12 protein-coding genes are annotated in these 16,035 nt (G+C 34.5%); 9 read left to right on the top strand and 3 right to left on the bottom strand.

The genetic code is table 11. The features are described from left to right. Positions 1-66 precede the first annotated feature (66 nt). Positions 67-2,505 (top strand): bifunctional UDP-N-acetylmuramoyl-tripeptide:D-alanyl-D-alanine ligase/alanine racemase, encoded by a 2,439-nt coding sequence (locus IC221_RS03985; protein ID WP_188167712.1) that lies wholly within the window; start codon positions 67-69, stop codon positions 2,503-2,505. 507 nt (positions 2,506-3,012) lie between these two features. Here IC221_RS03985 and IC221_RS03980 read toward each other — a convergent pair. Further along, positions 3,013-3,513 carry a hypothetical protein gene (locus IC221_RS03980; RefSeq protein WP_188167711.1) on the bottom strand — a complete coding sequence of 167 codons (501 nt, stop codon included), beginning with the start codon at positions 3,511-3,513 and terminating at the stop codon, positions 3,013-3,015. 1 nt (position 3,514) lies between these two features. Further along, positions 3,515-4,186, bottom strand: a complete 672-nt coding sequence (locus IC221_RS03975; RefSeq protein ID WP_188167710.1) for an outer membrane beta-barrel protein — start codon at positions 4,184-4,186, stop codon at positions 3,515-3,517. Between the two features lie 280 nt (positions 4,187-4,466). Here IC221_RS03975 and IC221_RS03970 point away from each other — a divergent pair, with 280 nt between their 5' ends. Then, a complete protein-coding gene (locus IC221_RS03970) occupies positions 4,467-4,976 on the top strand; it encodes a biotin/lipoyl-containing protein (RefSeq protein ID WP_188167709.1) in 510 nt (169 codons plus the stop codon). A gap of 90 nt (positions 4,977-5,066) precedes the next feature. Here the strand turns inward: IC221_RS03970 and IC221_RS03965 are convergent, their stop codons facing one another. Then, positions 5,067-5,873: a hypothetical protein gene (locus tag IC221_RS03965; RefSeq protein ID WP_188167708.1), complete on the bottom strand. Its 807-nt coding sequence runs from the start codon at positions 5,871-5,873 to the stop codon at positions 5,067-5,069. A gap of 534 nt (positions 5,874-6,407) precedes the next feature. On the opposite strand from IC221_RS03965, the gene tgt reads away from it, so the two are divergent. The 7 genes from tgt to IC221_RS03930 all read left to right on the top strand — a co-directional run bounded on the left by tgt (position 6,408) and on the right by IC221_RS03930 (position 15,960). Beyond that, the gene (gene tgt / locus IC221_RS03960; protein ID WP_169654406.1) at positions 6,408-7,544 is read left to right on the top strand and encodes a tRNA guanosine(34) transglycosylase Tgt; all 1,137 of its coding nucleotides are present in this window, start codon (positions 6,408-6,410) and stop codon (positions 7,542-7,544) included. 210 nt (positions 7,545-7,754) lie between these two features. Next, positions 7,755-8,321 carry a hypothetical protein gene (locus IC221_RS03955; RefSeq protein ID WP_188167707.1) on the top strand — a complete coding sequence of 189 codons (567 nt, stop codon included), beginning with the start codon at positions 7,755-7,757 and terminating at the stop codon, positions 8,319-8,321. 96 nt (positions 8,322-8,417) lie between these two features. Continuing rightward, positions 8,418-9,167, top strand: a complete 750-nt coding sequence (locus tag IC221_RS03950; protein WP_188167706.1) for a bifunctional 2-polyprenyl-6-hydroxyphenol methylase/3-demethylubiquinol 3-O-methyltransferase UbiG — start codon at positions 8,418-8,420, stop codon at positions 9,165-9,167. 96 nt (positions 9,168-9,263) lie between these two features. Beyond that, positions 9,264-10,952 (top strand): hypothetical protein, encoded by a 1,689-nt coding sequence (locus IC221_RS03945; RefSeq protein ID WP_188167705.1) that lies wholly within the window; start codon positions 9,264-9,266, stop codon positions 10,950-10,952. 217 nt (positions 10,953-11,169) lie between these two features. After that, positions 11,170-11,424: a hypothetical protein gene (locus IC221_RS03940; RefSeq protein ID WP_188167704.1), complete on the top strand. Its 255-nt coding sequence runs from the start codon at positions 11,170-11,172 to the stop codon at positions 11,422-11,424. Between the two features lie 142 nt (positions 11,425-11,566). After that, complete coding sequence (locus IC221_RS03935) at positions 11,567-14,812, top strand: hypothetical protein (protein ID WP_188167703.1); 3,246 nt, start codon at positions 11,567-11,569, stop codon at positions 14,810-14,812. A gap of 224 nt (positions 14,813-15,036) precedes the next feature. Further along, positions 15,037-15,960 (top strand): universal stress protein, encoded by a 924-nt coding sequence (locus tag IC221_RS03930; protein WP_188167702.1) that lies wholly within the window; start codon positions 15,037-15,039, stop codon positions 15,958-15,960. The last annotated feature ends 75 nt before the right edge of the window (positions 15,961-16,035 follow it).

The raw sequence follows: 16,035 nt of genomic DNA, 5'->3' as shown, positions 1-16,035 counted from the left end.
AAAAGTAAAAATCTGAAACTTATCTTTAATTTTCATTTCACATTAATAAAAAATAATAAGGAAGATATGCCTAATTCGAACCTTGATTTTTCTACCTCATTTTGGAATGCCGAATATTTACTGATTGATAGCAGACAGCTTTCGGCACCTTCAAACACAATATTTTTTGCATTGGAGGGAAAGAAAAGGACAGGACAATCTTTCATCCCTGAACTTTATGAAAAAGGAGTGCGTAAATTCGTAGTTACAAGTTCATTTGATAAAGCATATCTTTATAAAGAAGCCACATTCGTATATACTGAAAATACTTTAGCTACACTACAAGCACTCACTGCATGGCATAGACAACAACATCAACAATTACCTACGATCAGCATAACAGGTTCTAATGCGAAAACGATAGTAAAGGAATGGCTGTATTTTCTATTAGAAATGGATTATAACGTGGTCAAAAGCCCTAAGAGTTACAATTCACAAATTGGAGTACCACTTTCTGTATGGCAGATTAATGAAAAACATGATTTAGGCATTTTTGAAGCTGGCATTTCTCAACCTAATGAAATGCACAAGTTGGAAGAAATCATACAACCCAACATTGGTTTATTTACTAATATTGGAACCGCCCATGATAAAGATTTTGATTCCATAGAGCAAAAAATTGATGAGAAAGCAAAACTGTTCCAAAATTGTGAAATTGTTGTTTACTGCAAAGATCATCCGTTGATTGATGAAAAATTATCGGCATTAGATGTCCCTACTTTCTCATGGGGTGAACATCCAGATGCTGACCTTATCATCATGAAAGTGGCTGATTATGAAATCATGGTCAACTACGAAGGTGAAACGTTTCCAATGAACATCCCATTTTTAGACGATGCTTCTTTTGAAAATGCGATGCATTGTGTGGCCATGTTAGTTTGCTTGGAATACCCTTTTGAAACCATCCAAAGTAGGATCAATAAGCTAAAGAGGATTCCGATGCGCTTGGAACGTAAGGAAGGCATCAATAATACGGTTCTCATCAACGATTTCTATAACAATGATTTAGGAGGACTTCAAATTGCTTTATCATTTCTAAATCAGAATCAAGAAACATATCCACGAACACTTATCTTCTCCGACCTTCTACAAGGAGATAAAGATAAAAAAGCATTGTATGAAAGAGTCAATCAACTTTGTAAAGAATACAATATTGACAAGTTCATTGGTGTAGGTGAACAGCTGAATTCTTACGAAGAAGTCTTCAATATAAGGGAAAAACACTTCTTTAATGATACTAACGAAGTAAGAACGGCTATCAAAAACTCGACGCTACAATTCAATAAAGAATTGATTCTACTAAAAGGAGCTAGACATTTTGAGTTTGAAAAAATTGCTACTTTACTTCAAAAGAAAATTCATAGTACGCAGCTTGAAATCAATCTTGATGCTGTTGTACATAACCTAATGTTTTATAGATCTCAACTTTCACCACAAACCAAAGTGATGGTAATGGTGAAAGCCTTGGGCTACGGCAGTGGCAAAAGCGAATTGGCTAATATATTACAATATCACTTAGTCGATTACCTGGGAGTCGCCTTTGCTGACGAAGGGGTAGAATTAAGACAAAATGGAATTAGAACACCTATTATGGTATTAACTCCATCTCCTGACTCTTTTGAAATGATGCGTATGCATCAATTAGAACCGGAAATCTACAACCTCGAAATGCTCTCTGCATTGGAGGAATTTATTGCTGAAGAAAATCATGATGAACCTTTTGCTATTCAGATCAACTTTGACACAGGCATGCATCGTTTAGGGTTCACCACTGAAAATTATAAAGAGCTTGAAGATCGACTTTTAAAACTGGGTAATAAAATAGAGGTTAAAGGTGCTTTTACCCATTTAGCAGGAGCGGATGAAAGCGTACACGATACCTACAGTAAAGAGCAAATTAAAGCGTTTCAATTACTCTCTTCTCAGCTTGAAGATGCCCTAGGTTATGCTGTAATCAAACATTGTCTTAACTCCGCTGGAATTGTGCGTTACCCTGACGCTCAAATGGACATGGTACGCCTAGGTATTGGATTGCATGGCGTGGAGGTCAACAACCTCAAACAAGATGATTTGCAACCTGTAGCCACTTTAAAAACAGTAATTGCTCAGATCAAAGAAATGAAAGCGGGGCAAACTGTAGGCTATAGCCGAAAAGGAAAAGTGGATACACCTAAGAAAATTGCAACCATAGGAATTGGCTATGCAGACGGTTTTGACAGAAGGCTTAGCAATGGAGTTGGTAAAGTAGTAATCAATGGTCACTTAGCTCCAGTAATTGGTAATGTCTGCATGGATATGACAATGGTAGATATTTCAAATATTCCAGCCAGTGTTGGTGACGAAGTGATCGTCTTTGGAGAAAACCGCTCCATATCAACCATTGCAAAGGAAATTGGAACCATACCTTATGAAATCCTTACTTCTGTCAGCTCGAGAGTCAAAAGAATTTACTATATGGAAGGTTAAATGCATTAGTTTTGTTTAGTAATGTAGTTCCTTTTGTGAAGGATAAATGGTAGTGTATTATGGTTCGTGAGAACGTTAGAATGCAACTTACCTACAACACTGCATTTTATAAGATAATTATAAACCATTGTCTTTTTCCCTGTAATTAGATAATCATTTTGCCGTATCTCCATCGGCCTTGAAGGGAAAAACGTTAAGAATTTCATGGAATGAGCCGTTAAAAATGATTTTGCTGTTTGAGCGCAGCGAGTTTAAAATCATTTAGGCGAGTGAAATGGAATTTAGCTTTTGACTTCTAAGCCTTGACTTTTTTGCTTCGTTTTTGTGTTAAGACAAAAATGAAGAAGAAGGAAGTTTGAAAGTAGAACCTCTAAAAGGTTGTAGAAAGATCGACTAGAAGTTAACATTAATTTAGTTTGCAATGAGTAATATTAACTTCTTTAAATAAAATAAGGGCCTGTGCATGCACAAGCCCTTATTGATTGAAGCAATTATTCAACTGCTTATTTATCTAAACCTTCTTCCTTTAATTTCGCCCTCAGTGTATTTATAATCTGAATTATTACCTAAGTAAAAAGAGTTGTAATTCACAAAAATCGAATCAGCTGTTTTTAATACATGAAAAACTGTATTATTTGATTGATAAACTTCCATACCAATCACCGAATAATTATCATTATTGATCATCACGTTTTGTTCAGGAATCATTAACACGCTCGAATCACCATCAATTGTCAATAAATTATCAATGTTCAACGTCCAATTCACACCATATTCTGGTTGAATCTCAATTATACCATTTCCACTGCCTTCATTAATACTCATTGAAAGATAACCACTGAAGCTTTGCTCTTGTTCAGGCTCACCTCCCGGTACTGTATAATATTTCACTTGTGAGGTGTACACATAGTTGCTATTATCAGGTATATTATTAATTGGATTATCGAGCTCAGTACCGCAGCTGAAAAATAATGCTGCTACAATGACTAATAGTAAATTTTTATACATCTTATCCTCCAAATTTAAAACCTACAACTAATTGAATATTTTGGTTATAATATTTTTCATCATCAAAAGTGACGTCAATTAAACCTCTACTGTATCTCCACTCTACAAATAACACTTTTGCTTCTGCTCCAATACCTGCTGTAAAGCCAAAATCTCCTCCTCTATACAAATGGTTTACGTCAAGATAATCTCCAAAAAGACCGCCTTCTCTTCTCTGAGCTCCAGCTAAAGTAGCTCCATAAAGACCGCCTTTGATATAGATGTTTTCGTTGAGATAATAGTTTAGGGTCAATGGGAATACAAAATAACTTAAAACCTCTGTGTATTTCACGGTCTCATTAGACTGCCCTAACTCATGATTAAAGCCACTAAATTCCGTTTTTTGACCCATTGAATTGAACAAGGCATCAAATTCTACTGAAAGACGATCTTCAATAAAAAAGTTAGCTTTAAAACCAAAATAGAATGTTGTTCTTGCTCTTTCTCTAACGTTACTGAATTGAGCACCTGTTTCTAATTGTGGTGCACTACCAGACGGAATAGACCAAGAAGGGCCCATAAAAAATCCCCATTCTACGGTTTTCTTTTCGGGTGCGTAGTATTTCGATTGGTAGTTGGAAAGGGAATCTTGATTTTTATATTCCTGAGCAAAACTGCTATTTATTATTCCCATGACAAATATCAAGGAAAAGGAACCTAAAATCTTGAGGTAGTTTTTTTTCATAATAAGCAAAATAAATAGTTTTCTCTAAATCCTTTTTTATATATTTAAAGAACATAAAACACCAAAAATAAGTACTAAATCAAAAATAAATCATAGTTAATTCTAATTTATTATTTTGAATTTGTACTTAGTGTATCTCAACCAGATACTATCTCTGACGTCTTATTTGATTAGATAATAAAACTTCAGAAACATACTTTAATATCAACACCAAATTAAACACAACACAATGCTCAACATTTCAGTAAATGACAAAGTATATTCTATTCTAAAGGACAAACAATCCGTGGTAATAGACAATAAAAATTACAATATTGACTACAAAGAAACTCATCCCAATGTATTTAGTGTAAATCACAATGGGCAACGTTTTGATATTGAAGTCATTGCTTCAGATACTTCTTTCAAAAATGTAACACTAAAAATTAATGGCAAGAAGGTTTCTTTTGAGGCTAAAACCAAACTTGATCAATTATTAGATCAATTGGGAATGAACTCAAAGAAAGGAAACCAAGAAAATATCATCAAAGCTCCGATGCCCGGAAAGGTATTAGAATTACTCTGTAAGGAAGGTGATCAAATTGAGGAAAATGACAGCTTAATTATATTAGAAGCCATGAAAATGGAAAATATTCTGAAAGCTCCCATGTCTGGAATTATCAAGAAAATTGACACTGTAGAAGGCAATTCTGTAGATAAGGGGCATGTACTTATTGAAATAGAAAAAGTTGATGAGTAGAATTCTAAAATACTATATTTTAGGCATTACGCAAAAAAGCCTTCTTCAGTTTTAAACCACTAAAGAAGGCTTTTTTGTGAAACAAAATGCTTATTTTTTGAAAAATCTTTCGGTCTTATTATCGTAATTAACAAAGTAGTATCTTCCTCCCACAAGTTTTGAACAATTCACCTCTTTTGAATTGCCAGTTAAAATCACTTTACCATATTGATCTAAGATCTCATACTTGATAGGTCTTGTGAAAGATAATGTTTTTGAAACTCTATTTGGATAAAATTTGACTTGCTCTGACTTAGAAGTGTGTTCTAAAACACTTGAATAGTAAACCTTTCCTGTTACTTCTAAGTACTTAATTTTATATTGGTTTTCACCAGAGTGATGAAGTACTTTATAGAAGTATTTATTTTGTTTTGGTTTTGATGTTCCTTGAATAATCTTTTCTTCTTTCCAGGAGTTATGTTCCATTCGTAATACAACAAAGTTACCCTCAGCGGCTTCACCTGAAGTAATCCACTCAAGGCCATCCTCGGTAATGTCTAACTCTACAAATTGGAAATGTCCTTTATCACGAATCGCATTAGGGTTAAGAACACGTGGCACACAATCATTAGAATGAAATATAACGATACTGATTTCGTCTCCTTTGTTTAAGTGGTTCATCTCCAATTCAAAAGCACTTGCTAGTGGTAGCCGTTGCATTTGACTGTGGTTGATTAATACTTTTTTCACACAAAATGTACCATCTGACAGTAAGGGGTTTTCAATGTATAAATTGGTTCCTTTGTAAACGCCAGAAATAATCATTTCTCCATCTTGGCCAAAGCTTAAGATTGGAAACAGCATGAGAAGAAATAAATTATAAATCCTTATCGCTCTAAAAAAGCTAATTTGTTTCATTTATAATATGGATAATTAAAAGTAACTAGTCAGTAATTTTGTTTTTTTAAATAATATACTAATTAAAATAATAGTTATGAAGAGAAATTTACTCTATAACAATATTAATTAATAAAATACATTATTCTAGCACCTTTGCTATGAAATTATTAAAAAGGTTTCATTATCAATCAAATTTACTCAATTTTTATCAATATAATGACTCTTAATGTATTTTTAATGGAATGAAAATCTAAATGTCTTTGTTTACCTTTGCAAATAGCTTATTGAAGTATAGGTTTAGAATATATCGAAGCGTGAGCCATGAAATGTATGAAGAGCATTTCATTCAAACGCTAAGCTCCTAAGTACTAACACATAAGAAAACAGACATCTTTATATTATTTTTTATGCTAATCAAAAGCCAGGTTGTACGACTCGTTTTGCTCAAAGTGCAAATCGTTAACCTGAAGTGGAATAGAATGAAAAAGAGTCACTAAAATGTTTGTTCACTATTGTATTGGTGCTTATTAATTTAAAGGACTGAAAAGTAATATGGCATTAACATTTGAAATAAAACAAAAGGATCCTCAAACAAAGGCACGTGCAGGTAAAATCACTACTGCACATGGAGAAATCCTTACTCCTATTTTCATGCCTGTAGGAACAGCAGGTACAGTAAAAGCAGTTCACCAAAGAGAATTAAAAGAAGATATTAATGCTGAGATTATTCTTGGTAATACGTATCACCTTTACTTAAGACCAGGTACAGAAATTCTTGAAAAAGCAGGTGGCCTTCATAAATTCAACGGTTGGGATCGTCCTATTCTAACAGACTCTGGAGGATACCAAGTATTCTCATTGGCCAACAATCGTAAAATCAAAGAGGAAGGTGTTACTTTCAGATCTCACATTGATGGATCGAAACATCTATTCACTCCTGAAAAAGTAATGGATATTGAACGATCAATCGGTGCCGATATCATTATGGCATTTGATGAATGTCCTCCTTATCCTTCTGACTATACATATGCTAAAAACTCTATGCACATGACCCACCGTTGGTTACAAAGATGTGTAGACCGATTAGCAGAAACAGAACCTTTATACGGTTATCATCAATCATTATTCCCTATTGTTCAAGGTAGTACATACAAAGATTTAAGAACACAATCTGCGGAAACAATTGCTAGCTTTGAAAGAGAAGGTAATGCAATTGGTGGTTTGTCAGTAGGTGAACCTGCTGAAATGATGTATGAATTCACTGAACTTTGTTGTGATATTCTTCCTGAAGACAAACCAAGGTATTTGATGGGTGTAGGTACACCAGCAAACATCCTTGAAAATATCGCTTTAGGTGTAGATATGTTTGACTGTGTAATGCCAACACGTCAAGCAAGACATGGTCATGTTTTCACTACTCAAGGGATCATGAACTTAAAAAATAAAAAGTGGGAAGATGACTTTACTCCATTAGACGCTGAACTAGGCGGATATGTGAGTACATTCTACTCAAAGGGTTACTTACGTCACATGTTCAAAGCCAATGAAGCTTTAGCAGGAATGGTTGCAAGTGTACATAACCTTACTTTCTACCTTTGGTTGGTAAGAGAGGCCCGTCAACATATTTTAGATGGTGATTTTAGAGAATGGAAAAACAGCATTACACCAAAATTAATGCAACGTTTATAATCTAATCCCATTTTTCGATTAAAATAAGTACTAGGATAAATCATTGATTTTGGTTTGTTCTAGTACTTTTTTGCTTAAAAAAATAACTATTTTAAATCCAGCAAGTTATCATACTATACACGTTTCACAACAAAAGATTCTTTTACTATTTATACTGAAAAGGCATGCATTTCAGTTATCTAAATGAATCATATTTTTTATTTTGTTTTCATGAAAAAACTATTAATCGTACTAACTCTCATCACAATTACTCTTGCTTGTCAACCTTACAAAGATGTCATCATTGATCCCTTTGCCCCTAAGTTTGTAACGTATGATCAAACAAGAATGTATTTTAAAAATGTGAGAGCAAGTTATTACAACGAAGTCAGTCTTCCCCAAACTGACACGGCTACCCATATGAACGTACTGCTTTATGATAAAGCGATTCAAGATTCCACTCAAGCTATCATTAATTTACACTTGGTCACTATTGATAAAAATGACAATGCCTTTATCATGCTGGCCCCTAACGAATTCTTTAAAGGGTATCAACATTTTAAAGTACATTGGGTAGACCACAAAGATGATTTTAAAGGGGAAATTAGATATAAACAAGGCGGCATGGCTGACCAATTCCTATTTACCTCAGAAATTTACAATTTACTCAACAAAGACGAAGTCACTTTTGAAGTCGAATTTGGAAATAAAAGAGTTCCATTTCTTGATACCGTTGAAGAAAAAAATGCTTTCAGAATTACAATGATTGATTTTTATCGCTTAGTCACCCTCCTATAAATCACAGTTATTAACATTAATCAATTGCCCATTCAGAAAAATTGTGGTTACTTGCATAAATTTTACACTTTAGTATTTTAACCATATTTTAAGGTCATGTCTCATATCACATACGGGAGAACATTAGATACAGCAAAAGATGCAATGGGAGCTGCAATTGCGGCCTATGAAGAAGATAGAAATGAGGATTACTGTGTAAAAGTATACTCTGATTTTAGTGAACCTGATGATATTCCTGTCCCTCTCTTATTTAGAGAAGAGAAGGATATGCCTGAGATAGAAACATTAGCCTTAGACCAATGTAAAGGGAAAATTCTTGACGTTGGGGCTGGTGCTGGATCTCATGCTTTGGCACTGCAAAAAAGAGGAAGAGACGTTACTGCCATGGATATTTCTTCATTGGCTGTTGATACCATGAAAAAGAGAGGTATACAAAACGTCATTGCAGGTAACATCTATGATTATGATGGTCAAAAGTTTGATACCCTACTAATGCTCATGAACGGAATTGGACTTGTAGGCACTCTCGAAGGATTGGCAGAGTTTTTAGTAAAAGCTAAAAATTTCATTCAGAAAGACGGACAAATCATTTTTGATTCTTCAGATATCATACACCTTTTTGAAGATGAGGATGGTTCATACCTTATTGACCTTACAGCAGAATACTATGGCCAAATCCAATATTGGATGGAATTTGGCGATTTAAAAGGTGATAAATTTGACTGGCTTTATGTGAGTTACCCTGTATTGGAAGAATATGCAGCAGTAGCAGGTTATAAGGTCAACTTAATTCACGTTGGTGATTTAAACCACTATCTTGTTTCCTTAACTTTAAGTAATGATTAAGATTGACGATTCAATCCATTATCAAAGATCTAAGACCATCGAAATAAGTATTTTACGCACACTAAATCAATTATTTTTCAAATTTAAATAGATTATATGATAGAATTAACAAGAGCACAGGCGTCGAGAGCAGCAATTGAAAGAATGTATGTAGTGATGAGACATCTCTTCATCAGAGGGTATTACAAACCTGGCGGGGCTTCTGGTCATGCCATCATGCAAGATTTATTAATCCTTGAGCCAGAAATTTATGGTTCACTCGCTGACCCTCAAAAAGTCGACCTTAACGGACTTGTCTATGTTTTTGATCGTCTTCCTAAAGGAATTGAAGAAACACGATATATTAAATTGACATCTGAAGAAGGGTACGAGAAATCTTCATTTACTAAGATTATTCCTCAAGCAAGACGAAGAAATTGCTATCGTATTGACGAAGAACAAATGTTTATAGAGATCACTCGTGGTAGAAGTGAAATCTATGACATTCTCACGCACTTGACCTTTATTTATATTGAGGCTGAAAAAATCAAACAACATGCTCAAGATAAAAAAGGAAATGCACTGAGAGAGTGGGAACAATTAGAAAAAATTGTAACAGGTGAACAGGCACTGACAAAGGAAAACGAGGAAGTAGCATTTACTTACCTTGCGACTATTTTGGGTAGAACTTACCAAGAAACTAGAGATGCCCACCACAGATTTATTAAACACTCTAAAAAGAATAACGGCCTCTTCCACATTGTTTATTGGTTAGGAAAATTAGCCATCAATGAAGAATTGAAAAGCGAAGATCGTATCATCAGTTTCAGTCCAACACTTCGTGAAAGAATTGGACACCACATTTATGGTGAAAGATGGGCCAACAAAATCAAAAGAGCTTTACTGCACAACGGACTTATTCAACGACCAATCCACATCATCAGTTCAAACCTGCATAGTGTTATGAACACGTTTTATGCTTGTGATGCATTGGGTAAAAAAGGAAAGAATACAGACTTTCTTAATTTGATGGAAGAAGTCAGCCAAGGAGATAATGGTCACTTGAGAGATAAAATTTATCACTCTGCCGTTGAGAAGGGAATGATTCAGGTACAGGAAGATTCAGGAACAAACATTTCAGTTCAAATTTTTGATACCGCTAAAATTCTACCCGCTTCACTTCCGACCAACATCAAAATGCCTGAAAGTATTGATGCTGAAAATGCTCCGGTCATTGTGGTAATGGATTATGCTTTTGGTGAACAGGCCTTTGAAACAATGGATGAACTGTTGAAACCATATGAATCAGAAAACGAACAAATCAACCTTGACGTTCAAAGTGTTTCTATCATGGGTAAAGCAGGTATTCTAAAAGGAGGAAAAGGTGATGTGATGACACCAACTGCTCACATTTTTGAAGGTACTGCAGACAATTACCCTGTAGAAAATGACCTTACGCCAGAGGATTTCAAAGATATCAAGGATCTGAAGTTTGTAGATGGCCCAATGGTTACCGTTTTAGGAACCTCATTACAGAACAAAGATATCTTAACGTACTTCAAAAATTCTTCATGGGGTGTAATGGGGCTTGAAATGGAAGGTGCCCACTACCAAAAAGCAATTCAAGGTGCGTCAAAAATTAGAAATAATATCAGTAAAGACGTAAAAGTAAGGTATGCTTACTATGCCTCGGATAACCCACTTATTACCGGAAGTACTTTAGCGAATGGTAGTTTGGGATTAACAGGGGTAAAACCAACTTATTATATCACTTTAAAAATCCTAGAAAAAATATTCAACAATTAGTTTGAAGACCATATCAAAGAGATGTTTATCTAAATATCTTTTGTAGTCTTGCACAATGAGAGAAATTTATCTTTCATTGTGCAATTTTTTTTATAATAATTTGTTAGATACTCAGACAAAATTATCTTACAATATTTGCTATTTTTGTAATCAAACTGCAAGTGTAAGTGAGCAGATTTTGACTGAGAAATACATCGTAAATGTAAATAAGGTAGTTATGAGTAAAGATAAATCAGAGCAGCATCAAGAAATTGACTGGGATGCGTTAGAAGCAGAAGACAAAGCAAACGAAGTTTCTAATGAAGAGGAAGTAGATGTTGATAAAATTGAAGAAGAAAAAAAGCTACTTTCTAAAGAAGAAAAATTCAGTCCTTACCCAGATGATTTCCTTGCTGATATTAATATTATAAGAAAAGAATACGATCAGGAACAAAAAAACAACGATTTTCAAGAAAACGACTTGGAAGAGTGATAATTATAAACTTTCTTGTACAATACAGATAACAATATCACGTTGTTTCTCTAAAGGCTTCCTTTTATCCCAATAATCACTTAATTAGGAAGGCTATTTTTACTTTAGAAATTACTTTCATTAATACTCTAATATGCCATTGATGTTTGATTCATCAAAATCTCGAGCTATACTCATAGGTATAGGTACTTTCTTAAAAGACGATGATCTCCATAGACGTGAGCATGTTTATAAAGATATCAGCTTATTAAGAGATACATTAACCGACACTCAGATTCTTGGAATTCACGAAAGAGATATTGTTTCTTTAGTTGATTCAGAAGGGAATACAATGATTAAAGAACGTATTGCTGAAGTGGCCGATGCTACTCAGGATACATTGATCTTGTTTTACTCCGGATACCTCATAGAAAGAAAAGGTAAATTGATTCTTTCTTCTCCACATACGACTATTAATCAATGCCATATTAATGGTATACCATTAAGCGAAGTCTTGGAGATCATTGATGAATCTGAAGCTAAACGTGTGTTCTTAATTTTAGATGCTGACTACAGAAGAGCTAAAAAGTCAGATCAAAATACAGACCCTTCTACTATAAAAGAACTTCTGCCTACAGGCCCAAAGAAAACATATATTGTATCTGAATTCGGGAACGTTAATTCTAATCAGACTATCGCTTCTGAATTAACGAGCTTGTTCCAAACAGGAATTGAGGAAGAAAGAGAAGTATTGACGCTCAATGATGTCAAAAAGCATTTTAGTAAGGAAGCATCTCTCCGTGAGGTATTATTTATCACTAATGAAGAAGGTGACATTCCAGTATGCCTAAATAAAAGGTTTTCTAAGGCAAAAAAGCTGAGAACAGAAATTGAAAATAAATTCAATGATAAGAAGTTCGAGGAAGCTTTACCTTTATTAAAAGAAGGTATTGAACTCTTTGAAAATGACGATGAGTTCAACAATATGGCTACTTTCATCGAAACATTGCATCAAGCCGATCAGATGTTTACGAATGAAAGCTACGATGCAGCCAAGAACAGATACCAAGCAGCTTGGGAAATCATTAATGAAGACACTGCTTACAAAGGAATCATTAAGTCATTAGAAAAAATTGCTGATATTCAATATGACAATGAAGACTTTGAAGCTTCTAAACAAACATATACTGAATTATTGAAGTACGATTCAACCAATGGATTGTACAACGATAAAGTCAATTATTGTGATAATGAATTGAAGTTTACCTCTCATATTGACTTGGGAGATAAAGCTTATTTTGAAAATAAATTCACAATCGCAAAAGAGCATTACAGTAAAGCTTTAGAATATAGAAAAGACCCTGTAGTACTCCGCAGAAAAGAAGAATGTGATAAAATCTTATCACGTGAGGAAAAGCTGAGAGAAGAGATTAAAGCTGAACTTCAAGAGGAAATCAAGAAAGACCTTGATAAAGAAGTAGAAGAGCAAATCAAAAACAAAGAGTCAGAATTAAAAGAACAATTAAGATCTCAAATTGAAAACGAGCTTTCTTCTTCCTTGATGCCGAAGGCAAAAGATGAAGTAACACAAGAGCTGGAAACCACAATCTGGAAAAAAACAGCGATTTGGAACAGTATAGAGGGGTATCAATTCTATCTTTCTATGTTCCCTGAAGGACACTTTATTGATAAAGCTAACCAGCGAATTGATCAAATTCACAAGAAGACTTTAGCAAAGAAAATGGAGGAAATCACTCCTATTCCTGCTGCTCAAATCATTGATAAAAAAGAAACAAAGAAAGAAGAACTTAATATTGATAGAGCACTTCTAATGGACCTTAGAATGGAACCAATAGAAGATATTCTAGCCAAGATTGAAGAAGCAAGAGGCCTAAAAGGTGAAGTATTGCTTTGGAAAGACAACGAGCGTATTCTACTTGAAAGAAATGAAGAGGAAAATGAATACGTTGCTCCTATCCCCTCACCTATTATTTCTGAACTAGATGAAGTAATGAATGAGGCGATCAAAGAGTTAGAAGAAGAGGAAGATACTGTTGTTCCTACTAATGAGGTTGAAACCGCAACTGAGACGGTAGTTCAAGCAGAGGAAACCGAAGTAACTTTTGCTGAAACAGAGGTCAATGAAGTTTCATCAGATTCTTTCTCACTCGAAGAAGCACAACAGCTGTCGGAAGCTGCTCAGAAAAATTCTGATGAAGTCATAGATGATATAATTACAGAAGAAGTGGTAGACCTTTCTGATACTACCTCTTCATCGGTTGTATCATCTACTCCTACTGAAAGTAATGCTCTTGAAGAATTAGGCGAGGAAGAATTATGGAGCCGTGCGGAGAAGTTGAATACCAAAGATGGGTACTTAGAATACATCAACTATACCAAAACAGCAGATCAAATTGCTGAAGCGTATTATAGAATCAATAAGATTGATCAAGGGGAAACTCCTGAAATCACTTTCAATGAAGTAGCACCGCCAACAGTCGAAGAAACAATCATTGAAGAGCCCGAGGCGGAGACGGTTGAAGAACAACCTATTCAAACAGAACCCGAGGTTGAAGCACCTCAAAGTGAAATTGAAGAAACGCCGGTAAACAATTCCGTATTTATAGATGGAATGGATGAGGAGACACTTTGGAATACAGCACTTTCTATTAATACAATAGACGCTTACAAAGAATATCTGAACCGTACTGAAGCGAATGATTACTTGGCTGATGCTTATTCTAATATCAATACCATACAAAATGGAGATATTGTAGATAATTCACCAAGCGAAGAGTTTGAAACGATAGACTTCACTCCTACTTCATTTGACACAGTAGATGACAGTGATAATGCGGATTCATCTTCAGTAGATATACCTGAGGTTGAAGTACCGACTTTCGAAATTGAAGAAATCACATCTAGTGATTCCTCTTCCGAAGAGACGTTACAGGAAGGTATTGATTCCATCATCAATGAAGAACCTAGTACTCTAAATGGTTTTGATAGCAGTGAAATTTCTTCAGTAACTGAAACTGCACCTCAAGTAGACATTGAAACAGAAACTCAGCCTGAAATCGAAACACAATCTCCAATTGAGAGTTTATCATTCGAGAACGATGAATTTGAGGTAAATGAGGACGAAGAAGATCTTTGGAAAAATACATGTGAGGAAAACACATTAGGAGCATACTTTAATTACCTTAACCTAACCACCCAGAAGAAATACTGGAAGGAGGCCAAAGATAAAATCAGTTCCCTAAAAAATGATTCTCAAGCAAAAGAGGAAGACGATTGGAACCGTGCACAAGAAATCGATACTATTGAAGGATATAAAACATATATCAGAAAATATCCTCTAGGAAATTACTATGCTGCCGCAATGATGCGTCTTGGCAAGCTAGAATAATCAGTATCAATACGTTATTCATTATAAAGTAAGGCCTTGTTTCTTTAGAAGCAAGGCCTTACTTTTTGTTAAAAAATATAAGTTTCATTAAAGAATAAATTTACTGATCACCATCATTGGATATTAATAAATATTTATGAAAATTATGTATACAAAATCACTAGAAAACGTATTTAATAATAGGAAGTGAAAGTGAATTAACTTAACCAAAAAAGATCAATATTATGGGATTACTAAATAGAATATTCGTAGCGTTAGATGCATCTAAAAAGGACGTTCCTTTACTAAAACATGCCAATAAATACATCAATGAGTCTGAAGCTGAAAAAATTTACTTCGTTCATGTACAAGAGTCTTTAGACCTTCCTAAAGAAGTCACTGATAAATACCCTAATATGCTTAGCCCGTTAGATGAATCTATTAGAGTAAGTATGGATAAGCTCATTCATGAACATATCCCAAACATAGATAACATTAATCACGAGCTCTTAATAGAAGAGGGTAACCCAGCCGAAACCATCATTAAACTTGTCAAGAGGAAACAAGCTGATATTGTGATTCTTGGAAAAAACAGCCAAGGGAAAGGGACGGGTTCTGTAGCAAGAAAGATTGCGAGTTTTGCACCTTGTTCTATTCTTTTTGCTCCTGAATTATTGCAATACGATAAAGAACCTAAGGCCTTAATTCCTATCAATTTTTCTGAAACAAGTAAAGATACATTACAACAAGTTGAAGAAATTGCAACACACATTCGTGACCTTAAGGCGCTCGCCATCAACTGCTTCCGTATACCTCATGGATATAGTTCAACCGGAAAAAGTTATGATGAAATGGTGGAAATATTAAAAGAAGTCTCTCAAAAGAAATTAGATCACTTTGTCAATAGTGCCATTGATGATCATAACATTGAAACGAAGTCTGTACTGATTGATGAAGATGACTCTACTGCCGATGCCATATACAAAGCCGCTAAAGATGAAAAGGCAGATGTGATCATAATTGGCTCTAAAAGTAGAACGTTTATGGCGTCAATGGTACTGGGAAGTACAGCTGAAAAACTGCTCCTGTCAGATATCAATATTCCGATTCTTATTTATAAAAATAAAAATCAAACCTTGGATATTTTCAACTTCTTTGACAGAATTTAATTAAATAATATTTATAATTGTGAAATTCCTAAAAGGTGAGTGGTACTCGTTACTACTCACCTTTTTTGTTTATAG

The sequence above is a fragment of the Flammeovirga sp. EKP202 genome (assembly GCF_014534745.1).
Lineage (GTDB): Bacteria > Bacteroidota > Bacteroidia > Cytophagales > Flammeovirgaceae > Flammeovirga.
This window is presented reverse-complemented; position numbering and strand designations above follow the sequence as displayed.